Annotated in this window: 15 protein-coding genes; 7 read left to right on the forward strand and 8 right to left on the reverse strand. The window is 64.2% G+C overall.

The window, feature by feature from the left end:
* Positions 1–32 precede the first annotated feature (32 nt).
* Positions 33–1484 carry a hypothetical protein gene (locus ACR9Y2_RS20140; RefSeq protein ID WP_435043424.1) on the reverse strand — a complete coding sequence of 484 codons (1452 nt, stop codon included), beginning with the start codon at positions 1482–1484 and terminating at the stop codon, positions 33–35.
* A 1776-nt stretch (positions 1485–3260) separates the two neighbouring features.
* Here ACR9Y2_RS20140 and ACR9Y2_RS20145 point away from each other — a divergent pair.
* Complete coding sequence (locus ACR9Y2_RS20145; protein ID WP_435043425.1) at positions 3261–4769, forward strand: Gfo/Idh/MocA family protein; 1509 nt, start codon at positions 3261–3263, stop codon at positions 4767–4769.
* The gene (locus ACR9Y2_RS20150; protein WP_435043427.1) at positions 4769–5842 is read left to right on the forward strand and encodes a TIM barrel protein; all 1074 of its coding nucleotides are present in this window, start codon (positions 4769–4771) and stop codon (positions 5840–5842) included. Before ACR9Y2_RS20145 ends, ACR9Y2_RS20150 begins: the two co-directional genes overlap by 1 nt.
* A 3-nt stretch (positions 5843–5845) precedes the next feature.
* Here the strand turns inward: ACR9Y2_RS20150 and ACR9Y2_RS20155 are convergent, their stop codons facing one another.
* The 4 genes from ACR9Y2_RS20155 to ACR9Y2_RS20170 form a co-directional block, all read right to left on the reverse strand.
* A complete protein-coding gene (locus tag ACR9Y2_RS20155) occupies positions 5846–7090 on the reverse strand; it encodes a DUF362 domain-containing protein (protein WP_435043428.1) in 1245 nt (414 codons plus the stop codon).
* Positions 7087–8580 carry a hypothetical protein gene (locus ACR9Y2_RS20160; RefSeq protein ID WP_435043430.1) on the reverse strand — a complete coding sequence of 498 codons (1494 nt, stop codon included), beginning with the start codon at positions 8578–8580 and terminating at the stop codon, positions 7087–7089. The genes ACR9Y2_RS20155 and ACR9Y2_RS20160 overlap by 4 nt, the downstream gene beginning before the upstream one ends.
* Positions 8577–9821 (reverse strand): amidohydrolase/deacetylase family metallohydrolase, encoded by a 1245-nt coding sequence (locus tag ACR9Y2_RS20165; RefSeq protein ID WP_435043431.1) that lies wholly within the window; start codon positions 9819–9821, stop codon positions 8577–8579. The genes ACR9Y2_RS20160 and ACR9Y2_RS20165 overlap by 4 nt, the downstream gene beginning before the upstream one ends.
* A 99-nt stretch (positions 9822–9920) precedes the next feature.
* Complete coding sequence (locus ACR9Y2_RS20170) at positions 9921–11318, reverse strand: glycoside hydrolase family 125 protein (protein ID WP_435043432.1); 1398 nt, start codon at positions 11316–11318, stop codon at positions 9921–9923.
* A 246-nt stretch (positions 11319–11564) separates the two neighbouring features.
* On the opposite strand from ACR9Y2_RS20170, the gene ACR9Y2_RS20175 reads away from it, so the two are divergent.
* From ACR9Y2_RS20175 to ACR9Y2_RS20195, 5 genes are all read left to right on the forward strand, one after another.
* Positions 11565–12890, forward strand: coding sequence for an ankyrin repeat domain-containing protein (locus ACR9Y2_RS20175; RefSeq protein ID WP_435043433.1), 1326 nt, complete (start codon positions 11565–11567; stop codon positions 12888–12890).
* Between the two features lie 299 nt (positions 12891–13189).
* On the forward strand, positions 13190–15874 hold the full coding sequence (locus tag ACR9Y2_RS20180; protein WP_435043434.1) for an InlB B-repeat-containing protein: 2685 nt from the start codon (positions 13190–13192) through the stop codon (positions 15872–15874).
* A 72-nt stretch (positions 15875–15946) separates the two neighbouring features.
* Positions 15947–17533, forward strand: a complete 1587-nt coding sequence (locus tag ACR9Y2_RS20185) for a M28 family peptidase (protein ID WP_435043435.1) — start codon at positions 15947–15949, stop codon at positions 17531–17533.
* A gap of 27 nt (positions 17534–17560) precedes the next feature.
* Entirely contained in the window at positions 17561–18109 is a 549-nt protein-coding gene (locus ACR9Y2_RS20190) for a DUF1572 domain-containing protein (protein WP_435043436.1), read from the forward strand.
* Between the two features lie 53 nt (positions 18110–18162).
* A complete protein-coding gene (locus ACR9Y2_RS20195) occupies positions 18163–18624 on the forward strand; it encodes a hypothetical protein (protein WP_435043437.1) in 462 nt (153 codons plus the stop codon).
* An 85-nt stretch (positions 18625–18709) separates the two neighbouring features.
* Here the strand turns inward: ACR9Y2_RS20195 and ACR9Y2_RS20200 are convergent, their stop codons facing one another.
* From ACR9Y2_RS20200 to ACR9Y2_RS20210, 3 genes are read right to left on the reverse strand one after another with little or no spacing between them, the layout of a single operon-like run.
* Positions 18710–19408, reverse strand: coding sequence for a HEAT repeat domain-containing protein (locus tag ACR9Y2_RS20200; RefSeq protein WP_435043438.1), 699 nt, complete (start codon positions 19406–19408; stop codon positions 18710–18712).
* A 16-nt stretch (positions 19409–19424) separates the two neighbouring features.
* Positions 19425–20702: a Gfo/Idh/MocA family protein gene (locus tag ACR9Y2_RS20205; protein WP_435043439.1), complete on the reverse strand. Its 1278-nt coding sequence runs from the start codon at positions 20700–20702 to the stop codon at positions 19425–19427.
* Positions 20703–20759: 57 nt separating this feature from the next.
* Positions 20760–21005, reverse strand: a complete 246-nt coding sequence (locus tag ACR9Y2_RS20210) for a GIY-YIG nuclease family protein (protein ID WP_435043440.1) — start codon at positions 21003–21005, stop codon at positions 20760–20762.
* Positions 21006–21269 lie beyond the last annotated feature (264 nt).

Below are 21269 nucleotides of genomic sequence, written 5' to 3' on the forward strand. Positions count from 1 at the left end.
GACCAATGAGTGCCCCACTCTCACGTCTCCCCTCACCCACCCCCGAACCCAAACGAATACAAATCCGCATCCTTCAAATGGAACCGCAGCCGCACCACCCGGCCCTGCGCCGCCCCCACCGCCATACCCTGCTTCCACCGCGCATACCCCTCAATCTCATCCCCAATCAATTCGGCAGCATCGGAAAGTCCAAACCCGGGCAACGCCTGCCCGTCCCCATCCAGCAACTCCACCCGCACGCTCCCCGCCGCCGAAGTCGCATAATTCAGCGCCAGCCGGTGCCCCGTGAACGTCACCGGGTGCGTCAGCATCGTCCCCCCGCCATACCCGGCATGCAGTGACGCAAACCCATCCAGCCGCAACGCATACCGCCCCAGATGCGCCGTCGGCTGCCCATAGTCCCGGTTCACATAGAACGACATCTCCGCCGGACCCGTCTGCGCCAGGTTCAGCGCCGGATAGTTCGACCGCGACACCCAGTTCTGCAACCCCAGCCCCGGCCGCAGGAACGCCTCCAGGAAACTGCGCGAAAACTGCCGCCCGCCTCGCGACGTCACCAGGACGGCATCCGAGCAGTCCTGGAAATACTTCGGATCCACCCGCACCGCCCGCGCCTGCGCCTCCGTCAACACCTGCCGCCCCGGAAAGAACCGCGCGCAAATCCCCGCATAAATGTGCGGAGCCCGGAAGTACGGCGACGTCTGGTTCGTATACAAATGCTCCGGCGGAGCGCCCCCATAATCGACCGGCCCCTCCACCGTCCAGTGCACGAAATCCTCGCTCACCGCCCGCGACACCCACCGGTACTTCGTGCCCCCCATCTCCTGCCACGTCCGGTAATACAGGACATACTTCCGCTCGTGCTCGGAATAGAAGGCGACATTCTGCGAGTCGAACGTGTACTCCTTCGGCGAAGGCAGCACCGGCCCGGCCTGCACCGGCTTCCACCGGAACCCGTCCGCCGAAACGAACCCATGCAGCCCGGAGGAGTGCACGCCCGCAATCGCCTTCCACAACCGCCCGGAGCCCACCCCCGGACACGTATCCAAAAAGGGGCTGAAATTGTGCGAAAACGGAGCCGCGCCCGCCAGGATGATGTTATTCCGCGGAGCGCCCGCCCTCGGGAACATCTCCAGGCCCGGCCGCGCAAACGTCCGCCCATCGGACGATTCAGCAACGCAGGTCACCTCTTCATTCCGCCCATCCGGTCCAGAGGACGGCACGCCGCGATAGTAAAGCAGCCACTGCCCGCCATGCCGCACCACCGTCGAATAAGCGCAAAACGCGCCCTCCCAAGGACGGTCAAACGCAAGGGCCGGCCCGGCATCCAGAGGAGTCGCCAACCGCAGTTCCGCCCCCGCCAGCACATCCACCAGGAAGCGGTCGACAAACAGCTCGCGGCGTGAGCCCAACGGAATGGGCCCCGCCAAAGGCGCGGAAACAGCCGCCAGGGCCGGCAGTGCCGCGAAGTCGCGTCGGGTCATGACGAGATTGTGTCACTTTGCCAGCCAAAGCCGGAGGCAATCAACTTCCCGCGGAATCCGGCCTCCGCCAGAAACCGGTCACAGCCCCGCCAAATAAACTTGCCACCTTACTCATCAATCAGATACGAGCAAAACGAACCAGAACTCCTTGCCGCGCCATGCGATCATCTCTCCGCGCAGGAAGCACCGCCCCCAAGGGAGTGCCGTCTGAGCACTGGATCTTTGACACCTGAACCGCCTGCAACCCGAGGGCACCCGAACCATGGATGGTACAAATTCGTGTGCCCACTGAATTTTGAGCGATCAAAGCCACCTTGCCCGTCCGACTTGCCCGCCGGAGCCGTAGGCGAAGGAGGGAGCCTTCGGGGAAGGCGGGCCACCCGCTCGGGAGCACCAATCCACTCAGCGTGAGGGATCAAAGCCATCTCGTCCGGTGAAGCCGACTCGACCTCGGTCCCAACGGCCGCAACGACGAAGCCCCCTCCCCCAGCATTACCCCCGGCGCAAGCCGGGGGCCCACCGCAGAGACGAAATCGCCCGCCCCATCGTACTTTCTGAGTAAACAAACCCATTTCACCCGACTTGCCCGCATTGCTCACCGACGCCATCTCGTCCGGTGAAGCCGACTCGACCTCGGTCCCAACAGCCGCAACGACGAAGCCCCCTCCCCCAGCATTACCCCCGGCGCAAGCCGGGGGCCCACCGCAGCGACGAAATCGCCCGCCCCATCGTACTTTTTGAGTAAACAAACCCATTTCGCCCGACTTGCCCGTCCGACTTGCCCGCCGGAGCCGTAGGCGAAGGAGGGAGCCTTGGCGGAGGCGGGCCACCCCCCTCCGGAGCACCAATCCCTCCACCGCGAGGGATCAAAGCCATCTCGTCCGGTGAAGCCGACTCGATCTCGGTCCCAACAGCCGCAACGACGAAGCCCCCTCCCCCAGCATTACCCCCGGCGCAAGCCGGGGGCCCACCGCAGTGGCGAAATCGCCTGCCCCATCGTACTTTTTGAGCAAACAAACCCATTTCGCCCGGCTTGCCCGTCCGACTTGCCCGCCGGAGCCGTAGGCGAAGGAGGGAGCCTTGGCGGAGGCGGGCCATCCGCTCCGGAACACCAATCCCACCAGCGTGAGGGATCAAAGCCATCTCGTCCGGTGAAGCCGACTCGAACTCGGTCCCAACAGCCGCAACGACGAAGCCCCCTCCCCCAGCATTACCCCCGGCGCAAGCCGGGGGCTCCAGCGCGGTGACGAAACCGCCTGCCCCATCGTACTTTTTGAGTAAACAAACCCATTTCGCCCGACTTGCCCGTCCGACTTGCCCGCCGGAGCCGTAGGCGAAGGAGGGAGCCTTGGCGGAGGCGGGCCACCCCCGCTCCGGAACATCAATCCCTCCAGCGTGAGGGATCAAAGCCATCTCGTCCGGTGAAGCCGACTCGGTCGGTCCCAACAGCCGCAACGACGAAGCCCCCTCCCCCAGCATTACCCCCGGCGCAAGCCGGGGGCTCCAGCGCGGTGACGAAACCGCCTGCCCCATCGTACTTTCTGAGTAAACAAACCATTTCGCCCGCCTTGCCCTGCTTGTCCAGCTTGCCCGACGAAGCCTTGGCGGGAGACGGGTCGCCCGCCCCGGCGCACCAATCCACTCCGGTTGAGGGATCAAACCCACTGGCCGGGCTTGCCCGACGAAGCCTTGGCGAAGGCGGGCCCACCTGATATATACTCGCCTCCGGACTCATCCATAGGCCGCCCGTCACCCGTTCACCCCAGGAGGATCTGCATGCCGTCCAACCTCGACCGTCGCTCCTTCGTCGGCACCGCCGCCGCCACCAGCGCCTTCACCATCGTCCCCCGAGCCGTCCTCGGCGGCACCGGCTACATCGCCCCCAGCGACAAACTCACCCTCGCCCACATCGGCATGGGCACCCAGAGCTTCACCGAACTCGGCGGCCTCCTCGCCAACCCCAAAATCCAGATCGTCGCCGTCTGCGACCCCAATCGCTCCTCCAACAACTACGTCGAATGGGGCAAAGGCTCCATCCGCAATACCATCCGCCGCATCCTCGATCAGCCCGACTGGCAGGCCAACGAAACCGGCTGCCCCGGAGGCCGCGACATCGGCAAACAGGTCATCGACGCCTACTACGCCAAACAACGCGCCGCCGACCAGTTCCGCTCCGTCACCGCCTACGCCGACTTCCGCGAGCTCCTCGACAAGGAACGCGACATCGACGCCGTCAAGATCATGACGCCCGATCACCTCCACGCCACCGTCTCCGTGGCCGCCATGAAGAAGGGCAAACACGTTGTCGTCCACAAACCCCTCGCCAATCGCATGTACGAGTCTCGCCTCGTCATCGAGACCGCCCGCAAAACCGGCTGCGCCACCCACTTCCTCCCCTACGGAGCCGGCGACGGCAACCGCCGCATCTGCGCCCGCATCAACGAAGGCGTCATCGGCACCCTCCGCGAAATCCACAACTGGTCCAACCGCCCCGTCTGGCCCCAGTACACCGAAATCCCCAAGGATGCGCCCGCTCCGCCGCCCGGCTTCGATTGGGACCTCTGGCTCGGCCCCGCGCTCGACCGCCCCTACCACCCCCACTACACCCACGCCGTCTTTCGCGGCTGGTACGACTTCGGCGGCGGCTCCATGGCCGACATGGGCATCTACAGCCTCTGGCCCGTCTTCACAGAACTGAACCTGCCCTCGCCCGTCTCCGCCGACGCCTGGGCCACCCACACCAACATCATTGAGGAGCAGGTCAGCAAACGGAATAAGAACGACTTCGCCTTCCCCGCCGCCTGCACCATCCACTTCACCTTCCCGGCCCGCAGCGGCGCTGCGCTGCCCGAACTCTTCTGGTACGACGGCGGCATCAAGCCGCGCCTGCCCGCCGAACTCGAAGCCGCCAACGTCGAATGGCCCATCGAGGGCATCCTCTTCGTCGGCGACCAGGGCAAGATCTTCGCCGGCTTCAACGGCCAGATGCCCCAGCTAGCCGCCAAGGGCAAAATCGAGCCGCTCTTCCCGGGAGAAGCCCCACCTCGCCGCGACGGTGGCCAGGCCGACCGCGTCAACGTCTGGCTCCCCTCCTTCCAGGGCGGCCCCCCGTCCCCCGGCAGCTTCCTCAACGCCTCCGGCATCTCCGACGCCGTAACCCTGGGCACCGTCTCTTTAAGGGCCGGCCGCAAAGTCCTCCTCGACAGCGAGAACATGAAGATCACCAACCTGCCCGAAGCCAACCGCTACCTCTACCGCGAATACCGCAAAGGCTGGGAACTCTAATGCCCACATTGAGCCGCGACCGTGAGGGAGCGGGCACCCCAACAAACTGCAGCACTGCGAACCCCGACCGTAAGGGAGGGGTCTCCTCCGATGCGAACCGCGACCGTGAGGGAGCGGGCACCCCAACAAACCGCAGCACTGCGAACCCCGACCGTAAGGGAGGGGTCTCCGTCGATCCGAACCCCAACCCCCAGCCAGCGCACAACTCCACCCCAACCGACTCCACCCAGAACCACCCCATGCCAAACCACACCCGTCGCAATTTCCTGGGAGCCCTCGCCGGCACCGCCGCCGCTCTCCAAGCCGAACCCCTAGGCATGCCCGCCGGCTTCCAGGTCTTCCCCATCCGCGAAGCCCTCGCCAAAGACTTCCCCGGCACCCTTCGCCAGATGGCCGAAATCGGCTACAAAACCACCGAAATGTGCTCGCCGCCCGGCTACGTCAGCTCCGGCTTCGGGCCCCTCGTCTCCATGTCCGCTGCCACCATGAAGAAGACCATCCAGGACGCGGGCTTGCGTTGCGAAAGCTGCCACTACGGAGCCAAGGAGCTCAAGGAGAACCTCGACGAGCGCATCGCCTTCGCCAAAGAGCTTGGCCTCAAGCAGATGATCCTCTCCAGCTTCGGCCTGCCCCAGACGGCCACCCTCGACGACTGGAAAAAGGCGGCCGACGGCCTCAACCCCATCGGCGAGAAGATGCAGAAGGCCGGCATCCAATGCGGCTTCCACAACCACAACGGCGAGTTCAAGGAACTCGGCGGAGTCCTCATCTACGACGAGCTCATGCGCCGCCTCGACCCCAAGCTCGTCAAGATGCAGTTCCAGGTAGCGGTCGTCAGCATCGGCTTCCAGGCCGCCACCTACATGGAGAAATACCCCGGCCGCATCCTGTCCCTCCACCTCGCCGATTGGGACAGCGCCACCAAGAAATCAGTAGCCGTAGGCAAAGGCTCAGTCGACTGGAAACAGCTCTTCGCCAAAGCCCGCAAGGGCGGCGTGAAGAACTACTTTGTCGAGGTGAACATGGACGCCATGCAGGAAAGCTACCCCTTCCTGCGAAGCCTCAAAGTCTAGCCGCTAGACCTTGTACTTGTCGTAGTCGAACCGCTCCGCCGTCAGGTGCAGCATCGGCTCACCGGCCTTCACCAGGTACGGGCTCTTCAGCGGAGTCCTCTGGAAGTCACTCAACTTCCGGGGCTCCGCCCGTCCGTCCACCCACTCGTACACCGGCACATCCCACGGATTGAACGTGTCCGACAACCCGCGCTCTTTCGCGATCCGGTACAGGTGAATGTTCCCCGGCTCGTGCCCGCCCAGCCACAGCCCAATCAGGTCCAGCCGGAACTTGTCCTTGCCGAACATCACCAGGTTCGTCAGGTAGTCGTTGCCGATATCGAAGCCGTCTCCATCGCGGCCGTAAATGCCCTCGATCATCGATAGGCCCGTCTTCAGGACACTCTGGTTGTCACACGTCTTGTGCGCCCAGATCTCCTGCGCAATCGGCGACACCTTCTGCTCCTCCGGCACGTTGTACCGCTCGTAGCCAATCCGCTTGTGGTTCTCGAAGTAGGTCTCCACCCGCTTCTGCACGTTCTGCGCGATGTTCTCCTTCATGTGGTCCGGACAACCCGTCACCATCGACCACCCCGGACAGAACCGCACATACGGCAGCACTACCAATCCCTGCTCGTTCTTCACCGCCTGCGTCAGGCACATACTGTGCCCCTTCCACTTGGCGATGTTCAGCAGCCAGGTGTCGCTCTCGTTCGTCGGAGCGAAATGCGGGATCCGCTTGTACACCACCGCATCCGGCACCGTGCTCCACACCACGTCCGGGTTCTTCCGCTTCGTGTCGAATCGCTGCTCCGGCTCGTTCGACCGCACCCCGTGCCGCTGGTGAATGTCCATGAACCCGCGGTAGTGCCAGCCATAGTAGAGGTTCGCTTCGGCGAAGTGGAACCGCTTCAGCCCCAGCTCCTTCAGGCCCAGGATCAGGCCTTCGTAGAAGTCCGGATCCGTACCCGTGCCCCAGTTGTCCACGTCCGGCCGCCGGCTCCGCACACTGGTAATGTTCGGCTTGAGCAGGATCTTGTGGGTGATCGGAATGCCGCCCTGCGGCTTCGGCACGAAGATCTCCCGCGCCAGTTGCAGGCCCTCCTGCAGCTTGCGCGCCGAGTCCATCTTCTGCGGCACCTTCGTCCGCCGGATGAACACCGCCTTCGGGTTGGCCTCAATAAACGAATGCAGGCCGAAAAATGGCGCCTGGCGCAGCAACGTCCCAGCAGCTGCGGAGGCTAGAAACTCCCGTCGGGAAGTAGTCATCGCCCAAGCTCCTCTAGGTAGATAATGGCGCTTCGGCCCGCCTGTTTCAAGTTGATCTCCGTCCGGCCCGTCCTCGGCATCAGCGTCAATGGCTGTTTCTCCGGCCGCGCCGGGTCAATAATAGACGCGCTCCGGTACCGCCCCCGGAAGCTGATCAGGAAGTCGTGATTCGGCGGATTGCCATAGCAGGTCAGCACCGCTGCCAGTTGCGATGGCCCCGTCCGGTGCAGCACCACCTGGATCGTGTCCGCCGCCCACAGCCGCACATCCAGGTTCTTCGGCCCGTCCGTGGGCACGCTCTTCTCCGCATAGGCGTCCTTCAGGTCCAGCGCGAAAGTGCCCGGATCCAGCACCTGTTCGTGATACCCGTACACCAGCCCGCGCCCCAGCGCGTACTTGTCGCGCTCCTCATCGGACTCGACTTTCCGTCCGCCCGCCCACCACTGCGTCTTCTCGCCCTCCGCGGGCGCCGCCATCACCGTCCCGCCCGCACTGGCAAATCGTTTGAGGTTCGCCACCACTCCGGCCGCCAGCGGCACATTCGCCGCCACCACCACATCCACCTGCGCGGCCGCCAGCGCCGGCACCTGCGCCGCCGCCACCACCCGCGGACACAGATTCCGCCGGTACGCCAGGTTCAGAATCTCGCCCGACTGCTCCAGGTCGCCCGCAATCACCAGCATCCGCGCATGCCCCGGCTTCTGCGCCACATCGCGATGCGCCGCATGGAAGGCCGCCACCTTCACCAGGTCTTTCCAGCCGGACGTCATCCGCCCATCGCCCGCCAGCAGCCCTTGCCGGAAGCTGTCCGGAAACGAGAGCACCACGAAGCCCCCCGCCGCATAGGCGTCCGCCAGGACGATCTCCATCGCCCGCGGAGGCAGGCTCCGCGTCTCCGGCACGCCCGCATCCTTGTCCGGACGGTAGCCCAGCACCGCCGGCCGGTTGGGGTAAAGAGACCGCAGGTGCGCCACCACCGATGCATTGGCGTTCAGCCATACGGCCTCGGTAGCGCCCGCCGCATTCGGATCCCGGGGCGCAATGCCCGGCCACACCCCGCTGCGCAGCACCGCCAGTGCCGGAGCCACGTCCCAGCCAATCTGTTCCGGCTTCAGGTAGACCACCGCGACAAAGCCCGCCTGGCTCTTCAGAAACGCCTGAAAGGCGGCCGCGTCGCCCACCGCGGAAACCGCCGCACCCGCATAACCGGCCGCCTTTGCCGGGCCGATATCAGCCGCCAGCGCCTCAATCGATCCGGCCGCCGGAGCCTCGAACAGCAACGTCATGCCCGCCGCATGGGAGGCTGCCGCCGCCTCCGTTCCAGTCGTAATCAGCGTCCGGACGCCCAGTTCCTTCAGCAGCCCAATCGCTTTCCCATTGGCCTCCGGCCAGTAGGCAATCAGGCCTTGTTGCGGATCCACTACAGGTGGCGCGGCGCAGACCAGGCTCGCCGCGCAGAACAGCGTGGCCACCAGATCCGTCCACTTCATTGTGCGAACACCTTGAGGGTCTTCCCGTACGGATAGTCTTTCCAGCCCGGCGCCGCAATGCCGTTCAGGTCCCAAACCACGACGCCTTTGCGCACTGTCAGCTCGGCTACAAAGCGCTGCGTCCCCGGATACCGCGCTCCGGCGCCATCCAGGAAACCGAACTTGCCCTTCTCCACCTGCAGCACGGTGATGTCCGCCTCCGCGCCGACATCGAGATTGCCTAGGTCCGTCCGCTGGATCTCCTTCGCCGGATTCCAGGTGGACATCCGGATCACGTCATCCACGGGCAGGCCCAGTGCCAGCATCTTCGACATCACATTGAGCATGTCCTTCATGCCGGCGTTGACGCTCCCCATGTGCAGGTCCGTCGACACCGTATCCGGATAGAACTTCTCCTGGAACGCCGGCAGCGCCACCGGCCAGTAGAAGCTGGCGCCGCCGTGGCCCAAATCAAATAGGACGCCGCGCTTGCGGCCCGCCTGCATCACCGGATTCCACTTGCCGCCCGGCAGCACTTCCAGCCGCCGCCCGGAGTAGCAATGCGTGTAGATGTCGCCCGGCCGCAGCTTGTCCAGCAGCAGCGTGCTGATGTTCCGGTCCGCGTCGACATTGCCGAAGTCCACCATCACCGGCCGCTTCGTCGCATTGCCCGCCTTCACCGCATTCTGGATGTCCAGCCAGCCGCCATGGGCGAAGTGCGCCACCTTGAAGCCTACGATGACGTCCTTGTTCTCCTGCGTCATCCGGATCGCCTCGTCGGGATCCATGTCCTCCGGATTGTTCTCGCCCTTGGGCGCCATGCCCACCGCCCCGATGTTCAGGAACGCCAGCACACGCGTCTTCGCGCGGTCGATGATCCTCTGCCGGAAGTCGGGGAAGTTCCGCCACCCCGCCGTGCCCGCATCCACCATCGTCGTGACGCCATTGCGGAACGAGATCGGATCCGGATAGACGCTCAGGTCGCCTGTCAACGACTTGAGGCCCGTGCCCGCATAGACATGCACATGCATGTCGATCAGCCCGGGTGTCACGTAGAGTCCGGCCGCGGAGGCAACCCGCTTGGCCGCCGAGGCATCGATGTTGGCCGCCACTGCCGCGATGCGGCCGTTCGCCACGGCCACATCCATCACCCGGCTGATGTTGTTCTTGGGATCGACAACGTGCCCGCCCTTGATCACGAGATCGTAGGCCTGCTGTGCGTTGAGAGAGAGGGAAAGGAGTACGAGAACCGCCAGTTTCATGAATTCTCCACCTGAGCGGACAGTGTATCGACAACCGCGTACGTTGGGAAGCGCCGCCCGTTGACGACAGCCTGTCCGGTCGATGGAGATGGTCAGAGACTAGCCGCGCAGCAGCCCCGGATTGGTCTGGTGCACCTTCAGTATCAGCTCGCCGAACATCGTGTTGGCCCAGGCGAACCATTTGCGCGTGAACTTCGCCGGATCGTCCTTGTGGAACGACTCGTGCATCAGGCCCGTCCCGGCATGCGTTGATTTCAGCGTCGCCAGGCAGGCCGCGATCTCCTTCGCGTCCCCGGTCGTGATGGCTTCAATGATGATGCCAAGCGGCCAGATCATGTCCAGTCCGCTGTGCGGCCCGCCGAGCCCGGCGCCGGCCTTGCCGCGGTAGTAGAACATGTTGTCGGAGCTCAGCACGAACTTCCGGGTGTTCACGTACACCGGGTCCTGCGGAGCCACGCTGTTGATATAAGGCAGCGACATCAGGCTCGGGACGTTGGCATCATCCATGAGCAGCCGGCTGCCGTAGCCGTCCACTTCATAGGCGTAGATGCGGCCGTGGACGGAATGCTCCACCACGGCGTACTTGGCCAGCGCCTCACGGATCTCCTGGGCGAAGGCCGTGCATTCCCGGGCAAACGCCGCATCGGAAAGTACCGTGGCATGGATCTCGGCCAACTGCGTCAGCGACTGCGCCGCGAAGAAGTTGGAGGGCACCAGGAACGGAAAGACGCAGGCGTCATCGGAAGGCCGGAAGCCGGAATAGATCAGGCCCACCGGCCGGGCCGGATTGCCATAGCCGCCGTTCGGCATCGTGTCCGAAGCAACCGGTGATGACCGCTGGAACTTGTAGGGTCCGCGGTTGGTCTTCCGCTGCTGTTCGCGGAACGTCTTCACGGTCAGGGCGGCGGCTTTGCGCCACTCGGCATCAAAGCAGGAGGCGTCGCCGGTGGACTTCCAATAGGCGTGCGCCAGCCGGACCGGGAAGCAGAGCGAGTCGATCTCCCACTTGCGCTCGTGCAGCTCGGGCTTCATCGTCGTCAGGTCCTTGGCCCACTCGCTGCCCGTCGGACCGAAGTTGAACGCGTTGGCGTAGGGGTCGATCTGGATGCACTGTGCCTGCCTGCGGATCACGCCGCGCAGCAGCGACTTCAGCTTGGGGTCGCGCGAGGCCAGCGGCAGATAGGGCCAAACCTGCGCAGTGGAGTCGCGCAGCCACATGGCGTCGATGTCGCCGGTGATGACGAACGTATCGGGCTGGCCGCCGCTCTCGCTATAGCGGACCGTCGTGTCGAGCGTATTGGGAAAGCAGTTGGCGAACAGCCAGGCCAGTTCCGGATCCGCGATGGCCTTGCTGACCGTCGAGATCGTCTCCTCCACGGCGGCGCTGGTGAACTTTCGCTCGGCTGGGGCGGGCCGGCGGCTGGCAAATCCGCCCTGTTGGGCAAGGGCGGCAGGCAGGGCCGCGGCGGTGGTGAGGAAACTGCGACGGGTAGGCATGGGAAGGCTGGGAAATGAGGTATCCGCGACCATTGTTCTGCGCCGCGCCGTCGCGCGTCAAGTCGGGAAAGGGAGAGGGAGGTCGGAAATGGCGAGCCATGGTAGACTCTTTCGCAAGGCCGTATGGGCGGCCCACGGTCCGCGTAAAGGGTCGAACCCACTCCATCAGTGCATTGCCAGGTCAGTGACCCTGACTTCCAGCCCGAGAGACGCGGACACCGGGCACGAATTGGAAGGAAGGTGTCTATGCCGAATACCCAACTCCCTGAGCGCCCGTCGCTCGAATACCTCAAAAAACTGGCCAAGGATCGCCTGGCGGAACTGCGCCGCGCACAGCCGCGAGCGAAGCTGGCCGATGCCCTGTTGGCCGTCGCCCGCGACCACGGCTTTGCCAGTTGGCGCGCCTTGAAGGCCGAAGTCGAGGCGCGGCAGGCGAAGGCCAACAGTACGTTCTTCGAAGCCTGTGACCAGGGCGATGTTGACCTGCTCGGCCGTCTTCTAGCCAGCGATCCCAGCCTGGTGAGTGCCCGAAACCCGCGCCGCTATCAGGCAACCGGCCTGCACGCCGCTGCCAGTCACGGGCACCTGCCGGCCGTCCAGTTGCTGTTGGCCCGAGGCTCGGATCCGAATGCGCGCGAGACCGGTGACGATACGTATCCGCTGCACTGGGCAGCCGCCCGCGGACATCTGGAAGTGGTTCGGGCCCTGCTGGATGCAGGAGGGGACGTGCACGGCTTCGGCGATGACCATGCAATGGACGTCATCGGCTGGGCCACGTTCTTCCGGGATCCAGGCGATCAAGCCCAGGATGTCGTACCGCTGCTGCTGGAGCGCGGCGCCCGGCACCATATCTTCTCCGCGCTGACGGTGGGCGACCCGCGGTTGATCCAGAAGCTGGTGGAGGAGAACCCCGAGGCACTCGACCGGCGCATGTCGCCCTTCGAGCACGGGCAGACGTCGCTGCATTTTGCCATCAGCCGCAAACGCTACGATCTGGTGGAGCTGCTCATCGAGCTCGGCGCCGACCTGGAAGCGACGGACAAGAGCGGCCAGACGGCGATGGCGATGGCCATGCTGCGCGGCGACCGCGAAGCAATGATCCGCCTGCAGGCAGCGGGCGCGCAACAGCCCGAGGCTCCTCCGCTTGCCGACTTCCGGGAGCAGATGGCGAAACTGGCGGGCTCAGTCAAGCGCGTCGTTCCCCTCATCAACGTTCCGGACGTCGCGGCGGCCCTCGACTGGTACGTTGCGATTGGTTTCCGGGAGCTCGGCCGCTATGAGTACAACGAGGTGGTGAACTTCGGCATGGTCGGCCTGGGCGACGCAGAGATTATGCTGACTCTGGATGGCAAGTCGGGCCCGCACGAGGTGAGCCTCTGGCTGCATACAGACCGCATCGACGAGCTCTATCAAACGCTGAAAGCTAGGCAACTGCACGCCGCGCAATCGGCGCAGGCGGGGGTCGAGTTTGAAGAGGACATCAACGACACGTTCTACCACGCGCGCCAGTTTGGGATCCGCGACCTGAACGGGTATGTCCTGTACTTCATCCGGCCCAGCGGCTCAGCCTAGGGCACATGCGAACCGCCGCTTGCGGGTCGATCTCGAATCGCTCACATCAACTGGGCATCAGGCTTCAGCCGTCCGCTAATTGGCAAGTATATACATTATCCATTCCGTCATATTTTGGTGGGTTTTGATTTGCAGCCGTCGCCGTGGCGTACTATCTTAGATCTATTGCCTGCGCCTGGTCGACGCGAGGCACAATTCTCCATATCCGGTGGTGCTCAATGAGCGCAAGGCATAGGATTCCAGCTGGATTGCGGCAGGGCTGCCTGGTGGTTGGGCTAATATGCGCCGCGGTGTTGTCCGTGTCCGGACAGAATGCCGGTCTCCAATGCGTCGCCAATTCCACGGCGGTACCGCGTCTGAACACTTCGGAGATCACGGCTCTTGCTGGAAACCTGGAAATTGCCTGCACCGGCGGCACGCCGACTCCGGCGGGCCAAGCCGTGCCCAGGATCGACATCCGCGTGTACTTCAATACGAATTACACGGGCCGGTCCACGGGCACTCACACGGAATCCCTGCTGTTGATCGATCTGCCGCAGCCGGCGCAGCAGGTGCCGTGCTCGACGGATGCCGCGGCGTGCGGCTGGGTGGGCGGTTCGCGCGGCGCCAATGTGTTCCAGGCCGAGGTGCTGTCGGCGAATGGCATCAACTTCGTGGGCATACCGCTGGATCCTCCGGGGCCGGGCGGAGTGCGCCGGTTTACGATCACGAACATCCGGGTGGATGCGTCCATGCTGCGCAACGCGTCTGAATCCGCGCCGGTGCCGATTGAGGCGGTGGCGGCTTCCACGGGGCCTTCGATCGCGAATTCTCCGACGATTCTCGGCTACGCCCAGGCGACGCTGAAGGCCGAGCTCGTTGACGCTAGCGGCGACACGATTTTAACTGGCCCGATAGGCGTCGAGTTTCCGAATTGCCTTGGAGTCAATCAGCAGCGTCTCGCATTTCTGCGTTTTTCTGAGCAGCTTGGCGCCGCTCCATTGTTCAGGCCGCGCACTACGGCCGCGGCGACAGGTTTCGAATCCTCTCCGGCTCCGATCCCGCAGAATTCTCCCGGGTTTTACTACAGCACGGAGACGGGCTTCTACAATCCAAGTTTCCCGGCCGCGTACGATATGAATAAGGCTGGCCTGGCGGAATTTGGAACGAGGATTCGTGGATCCTTCAGCAATCTTCCGGCGGGTGTTACTCTTTACGTCTCTACCATTCCCGTCAACTTTAGAAACGGTCAGCTCAGGACATACTCGGACGATTTGCCACTGGCCAGGCTGGTGTCGTCCTCCACGGGGGCTTTCACCCCGGTCCCCGCGACGGACACGCTGAACGGCATCCCGGTTGCTGCCCTGACGATCACCAACGGAACCGCGGAAGCGGTGTGGGAGGTGCTGTCCGCGAACGCCACTCTCACTGAGTTCCTGCAATTCCCCGTATTTGTCTCTTTTCCCGCGAATTCAGTCGGCCTGGGCACCGCCCAGGTGACGATGGGTTTCGCGCCGGTTTCCACTAGCTCCTCAGCGAGCGACTCCGCGCCGGTACCCCGGTTCGCGGAGCAGGGCACGACGCTGCCGCTATTTACGACTCTGGCGATGTGCCCGGGGTCGGGGTACATCGTAACGACCGCGCCGGCGCAGTTGCAGGTGAATGTGGACGGGCAGGTCTACCAGACGCCACACTCCTTCGCATGGCTGCCGGGCAGTTCGCACACTGTAAGCGCTTTGCCCTCGCAGGCGACTGGGCCTGGTGTGCGGCAGGTATTTTCGAGTTGGAGCGATGGCGGCGCGGCGACGCACACCATCACGGTGCCGTCCGGGCCGGCTACATTTACCGCGAGCTACCAGACTCAATACCGGGTGGATGTTGCCGCGGCGCCGGCTTCGGGCATGGGGACCGTCACCGCGGTGCCGCTGGCCGGCGGCACATCCAGCGATGGCTATTTTGACGCAGGCTCGCAGGTAGTGATATCAGCGATCCCGTCCGCGGTTGCCAGCTTCAGCGCATTCAGCGGAGATCTGGCAGGACCGCTGAGTGTGCAAACCGTCACAATCACAAAACCGCTGAACATCACCGCCACGTTTGTCAGCGCCGCGGAAGGCACCAGGACGATTGGCATCACGCCTCACGACGGACAGGCCTATCACAGCGTGTTTGAGGCCGTCTTTCAAGGCGCACAAGGCGCTCAGTCGTTGCGCTGGGTGCAGGTGCTGTTCGCGGTGGCGCCCGATGGAGGCGGAGAGTCCTTCTGCTTTGTTCACTATGACGTGCAGGGCGGGGCTTTTTGGCTTTACTCCGATGTGGCCGGGTACTTTCAGGGGCCAGTCCAGCCGGGTGTCGCCTCGGCTGCGCTGCAGGGTTCCGCTTGCGCGCTGGCCACGGTGGTGTCGAGGGTGTCGACCAACGGAGCAAGGCTTCAGCTGAGCTTGAACCTGTTCTTCAAAGCGACAGGTGCCCGGAAGATGTATCTGCGGGCGCTGGACATGGAGGAACGGGATACGGGCTGGACGGAGCACGGGGCTTGGACACAGGTGGCCATGGCCAACCCGGTGCCCTTTGTGAATCCATCCTCTGGCGGCCCTTCCAATCAGAGGTTCAATCTGACGTTTAGCCAAAAGGGTACGAATTTTGCGGGCATGCCATCCGATTGGAATCAGTTCCTGATCGCGGTCGACCCCAGCGGCGGTAACCGGCCTTTCTGCCTGGTGCATTACGACCGGGCGGCTGAATCGTTCTGGCTGTACTCATCCGATACCGGGTTCTTCCTGGGGCCCGCGCGGCTGGGCGTGCCGGGTCCGGCGCTGGACAGTTCAGCCTGCTCGCTCGACATTCCCACTGCCTCCGTCTCAGACTCCCCGGACACCTTGTACCTGAGTTTGCCTCTGACGCTCAAACCGGCGATGAGCGGCGCCAACAAGCTGTTCCTGCGTTCGATGGATCAACTGCAGAGGGACTCGGGCTGGCAGGAAGTTGGCAGCTACCAGGTGCCTTAAGGGCGAGTGGTACGTACTGTACTTCACGCGGCCCAGCGGGTCAGCCGAATGCAGATGCGTCAGAATTGATCCATGCGCTTCGTGATCGTTGCTGTGTGCCTGACGTTGGAACTGGCCGGGCAGACCCCGCAGAACCGCCGACTGCGGGCCGATCTCGAATTCCTTTGCTCCGACGCATTGGGCGGCCGGGTGTCATTGAGCCACGAGGCGGAGGTCGCGGCCCGCTATATCGCCGCCGATTTCCAGCGCAGCGGCCTGGCGCCCGCGAACGGGAGCTCCTATCTGCAGGAGTTCCCGCTGGTCGCCTACCGGACTGATCCGCACAAGCGGGTGTTGAAGCTGACTCGGGGTGGAGTGCAGCGGGCCTGGAAGCCGGGTGAGGATTTCACCGGCGCATTCAGCCGTGATGTACACCTGGGGCCCAGCCCGGTGGTCTTCGCCGGCTTTGGCATCACTGCGCCCGAGTATGGGTATGACGACTACGCCGGCATAGACGCGAAGGGCAAGGTCGTCCTGGTCTTTGATCACGAGCCGAAGGAAGACGATCCGCGGGCCGTCTTCAATGGAACGGGGCACACCCTGCACGCGGGCCGCACGACGAAGGTCGCCAATGCGCGGCGGCACGGGGCGCTGGCCGTGCTGGTCGCAAGCGAACCGGTGAGAAGCCATCGCGGCTTGCTGGAGCCTGCGCCGGGGGGAGCGGGGCAGGGGCAACCGCTGCGCGCGAATGCCCCGCCGCAGTCGCTGGACGACGACGCGCAGATCCCGGCGTTCTCCATATCGGATGCGGTGCTGGCGGAGTTGCTCGGGCAGGCCGCGGACCGGCAGAGATCGATCGAGTCGGGGCTGCGGCCGCAATCCGCGGACCTGCCGGATACGAGGATCGAGCTGGGCAGCGGCAATGCGGAGATGCACCGCGGAATCTCGCTGAACGTGGCCGGGTTGTTGGAAGGCTCCGATCCGGTATTGAAGTCGGAGACCGTGCTGATCACGGCGCACTACGATCACCTGGGCACGCAGCACGGCCGGGTCTATGCCGGCGCCAACGACAACGCGTCCGGCACCGTGGCGGTGATGGAGTTGGCCAGGATGTTTGCGGCCAGCGGGCAGCGTCCGAAGCGGAGCCTGCTGTTCGTGGTCTTCGGATCAGAGGAGCAGCTGATGCTGGGCTCGTTCTACTACACGGCGCATCCCCTGCGGCCGCTGGCCGGTACGCGGGCGGTGTTGAACCTGGACATGATCGCCCGCGACGAGGCGCACATCCCGCAAAGCGAGGGCGTGCTGAAGATCTCCGCCGATACGAGCAACGAGTTGAACCTGGTGGGCGCCTTCTACAGCCCCGAACTCCTAAAGCTGATTGAGGAGGAGAACCGTACTGCGGGATTGGTGCTGGATACGAAGTTCGATCGCGACCACACACTGAATGCGCTATTCCGCTGCGACCACCTGCCGTTCCTGGCGGCGGACATACCAGCGGTGTGGCTGTTTGGGGGCTTTCATCCCGGTTATCACGAGCCTTCGGACACGGTGGAGAAGCTGAATTTCCCGAAGATGGAGAAGGTGATCCGGCTGACTTACGCGGCGGCGGCTAAGGTAGCGGATGGCACGAAGCCGCCCAAGTTCGGAGTTGAGGCAGGCACACCACCGGCACCGAGATGATCGCCGTGCCGATCCTAGAATGGAAGGATGGCTCTGGAACTCACGACATCCTACCTCGCGGATTCGCTGGAATTATTCCGCTATTACAAGAAACTGGCTGAGCGCGCCATGGAGCAGGTCGCCGACGAGCACTTATTCACCGCGCTGGATGTAGAAGCGAACTCCATTGCCATCGTGGTGAAACATATGGCCGGCAACATGCGGTCCCGCTGGTCGGATTTCCTGACCACCGACGGCGAGAAGCCAAGCCGGAACCGGGACACGGAATTTGAGAATCCGCCGATGACGCGGGCCGCGCTGGTGCAGGTGTGGGAGGAGGGCTGGGCCCAGGTCTTCCAGGCGCTGGAGCCGCTCTCGGACGAAGACCTGTCGCGCACCGTCACCATTCGCGGCGAGGCCCATTCCGTGATGCAGGCGATCAACCGGCAGATCGCGCACTACTCCTATCACGTCGGGCAGATCGTCCTGCTCGCGAAGCACCTGGGCTGCGACCGCTGGAATGCCTTGACAGTGCCCAGAAACCGGTCGGCTGAGTTCAACCAGCGGGTGGCGGCTGGAGAGGCGAGCCAGCGGTAGTCCGCTGTCGGTTGGACTGGACGACTCCCGGAGCAGGGTGCCAGGATGGACGCATGGTTTTCCGGCGGAAAGCTCTGGCGTGTCTGCTCCTCGCCGTGTCGCTGCCTGGCCTGGCGGAGGACTCGGCGCGAGTCTACGTTTATGCCCGGCGTGAGACGGAGGCGCGGTCGTGGATCGCCGTTTCGTGCGGCGGGGCGGTAGCCGCTGAGGTGAAGCAGGGTCACTTTTTTACGTTGAGGCTGACGCCTGGCCGCTATTCGCTGAGTGTCGCCGATGGCGTTCCCCTGGCGCTCGGGGCGGTGGCTGGGGAGGACTCCTTTGTCCGGCTGGACTGGCACTATCAGGTGGGCCGGCCGCCCATTGCGGCATTGTCCAAAGTTGGGCCAGACGACGCTCGCAGGGAGATGCAGTACCTCGCCTATGTGCCTTCGAAGCGCCTGCATTCGAGCCTGGCGGCGAGGAGCGACCCACGTGCTCCGACTCAACCGAAGCTTAGAAGCCGCCCACAAAAATGAGGCGTGAGCCCGGCTGGAAATGGTTCAGCCGCCCCTGGCCAGGAATGGACGGGGGCGGCTGAGGTTCGATCGAGGGTCCGCTGGCTTAGCGCGGCTTGACGGAAAGGGTCTCTTCCCGGATGATGCCGCTCATCGCCGCGAGGCGCACCGGTTTCGGTAGATCGGTGGCGCTGAGCGCTGCGTAGAAGGCAAGGGCCTGGTCGCGCTTGCCTTCGGCCAGCAGGCGTTCCGAACAGACCAGGCAGGCGTCGGCAACCGCCGCTCGCGTCGCGCCGGTTGTCTTGGAGAGAGCTGCCTGGAGTTCCTTGGCGGAAGCTTCGCCGCCGATGCTGCCCAGGGCAGACGCAGCGGCCCGGGCGAGGTCGACATCGGGGCCGTGCATGAACTTGACGAGGGCCGGGACAGCCTTGGCATCCCGGCGTTTGCCGATGGAGTTAATGACGCCGACCAGGCGGACGCCCTTCTGTTTGGAAAGGGCGGCGCGGAGGGCGTCGTCGGCGGCCGGATCGGCCATGGGTTCGAGTCCGTAGCGTGCGTAGACGCTCAGATGCTCGTCGCCTAGAAGGGAGGCCAGGACGGGGATCGCCTCTTTGGCTCCGAGTTCGCCGAGCCTTACGCAGGCCTTGGCCTTCTGGAATTCGGTGGACTTGGCGTCGCTGACGATGCGGATGAGGGCCGCGGCGTCCATGGTGGCGATGGCGCCTTCCCGGAACTCGGGCGGCGGCTCAGGCGGCTTTGGCTTGGCAGCGGGGACTGCCGGCGCGGGTTGTGTCGGTTGCTGCATGGTTCGTCTCCTTCGTTCACACACGCCACGGTTCGCGCAGTGCGCGGGACCGCATCCGGTTGGCAATCTCGTCGTTCGTGAATTCGTGTTTCGTGGTGTCCCAAGTGAGCGTCTTGCCGCGCTGATAGGCGATGAACGCCGCATGGCAGGTGACGTGGGAATTGGCGGCCGCGGCGGCGCTGGCGCTGGTGGCCTGGCGCGTTTTGATGCAGCGCACCAGTTCCTTGACATGGTTCTCCAAGGCGAGGGCGGCCGACTCCGTGGGCCGCAGCAGCGGGCGGATGTTATCGGAGCACTCGATCCTGGTGGCGTCGCCGGTCTCGACCCAGCCTTTGTCGCCTTCGATGCGGAAGCTGCAGGAACCGGTCTTGAGTGCGCCGTCCCAGGCGTTGTCGCGCATGACGAGTTTCACGCCGTTGGCGTAGCGGCAGTTCACCTGGTAGGGTCCGACGTTCGTGCCGACGGGCTCGTACTCCACCGGTTGTGTGTCGTCGTAATCGGCGGCCCAGTGGCAGAGGTCGACTGTGTGGGAGCCCCATTCGAGGATGCCGCCGCCATGGAAGTCGTAGAAGTTGCGCCAGCCGCCGGTGACATAAGAGGAGTGATAGGGGCGCCAGGGCGCGGGGCCGAGCCAGCGATCCCAGTCGAGCACCTGTTTGGGCGGAAGTTCCTCGGCGGCCAGCCAGTCGCGACTGGGCAGAGGGGGCCAGTTCACGGACGGGCCGACGTTGGCGTAGAGGGCCTGGAGTTTGCCGAGGGCTCCGGACTTGAGGATCTCTTTGCAGAGCTGGAAGTTGGCTCCGTTGCGGCGCTGGCAGCCGGCCTGGTAGAGGCGGTTGTAGCGGCGGAAGGCGGCTCCGAGGGCCCAGCTCTCTTCAATTGACATGGAGCATGGCTTTTCGCAGTAGACGTCTTTGCCGTGCTGGGCCGCGATGATGGAGAGCGGGGTGTGCCAGCGATCGCCGGTGGCGATGAGGACGGCGTCGATGTCCTGGCGGGCCAGCAGTTCGTACTGGTCGTCGTACATCTGGCAGCCGTGATCGCCGTACTTCTGATCGACTGTCGACTTGATGGTTTCGCGCCGGGCGTTGCGCACGTCGCAGATGGCGACGAAGCGTGCCTGCTCGACGTTGAGCAGCTTGCTGAGGACGTGGGCACCGCGGGAGCCGATGCCGATGCCGCCGAAGGTGATTTTGTCGCTTGGCGCAATGGCTCCGGCCCGTTGACCGAGTACCAAGCTGGGGACGATCATCGGCGCGACCGCGCTTTGGAGTATCTGGCGTCTGGTTGTCATGGCCTTGGTAACCAGAATTCTATACCTGATTGACTGGTGTTGTCTTGGGTGGGTGAATTACCGCCAGAAGCGTTTGTTGGCGAAGGCTCGGCCGGATGCGGATTTGAGGTAGCTTTCGAAGGCAGCGGCTTGAGGGCGGGTTTGGAAGGCGACGTAGGTTTGGAGGGACCAGGGGCGGTATTGGGATGTATGGGGGGAGCCGCCTTCGTTGTGTTTTTGGAGGCGGGACTTCAAGTCAGACGTTAGGCCGATGTAACGCTGGTTGGGATGGGTTTGGCTTTGGAGGAGGTAGACGTAGTGCATGGAGACGCTCAGGTGAGTTAGTTTTCCAGGACTACGGCTGGTGGGGTTGGAGGAGGAGTCCTCGGTTGCGGTTTGAGCTAGAGTCCGCCTTCGCTCTTCGAGCTACGGCGGACAGCCTTCGTCAATTCTTCGGCTGGTCAGCCGAAGCCTTGGCGAAGGCTGGTGGAGGCGGCGGGAGTTGAGCGGCCTGTAGGGGTAGGCGGAGCGTAACTTATTGATTCTACGAGTCGCCAGTAACGCCAAAAACGCCAGATTTGCCAGTCC

The sequence above is a fragment of the Paludibaculum fermentans genome (assembly GCF_051172195.1).
Taxonomy (GTDB): domain Bacteria; phylum Acidobacteriota; class Terriglobia; order Bryobacterales; family Bryobacteraceae; genus Paludibaculum; species Paludibaculum fermentans_A.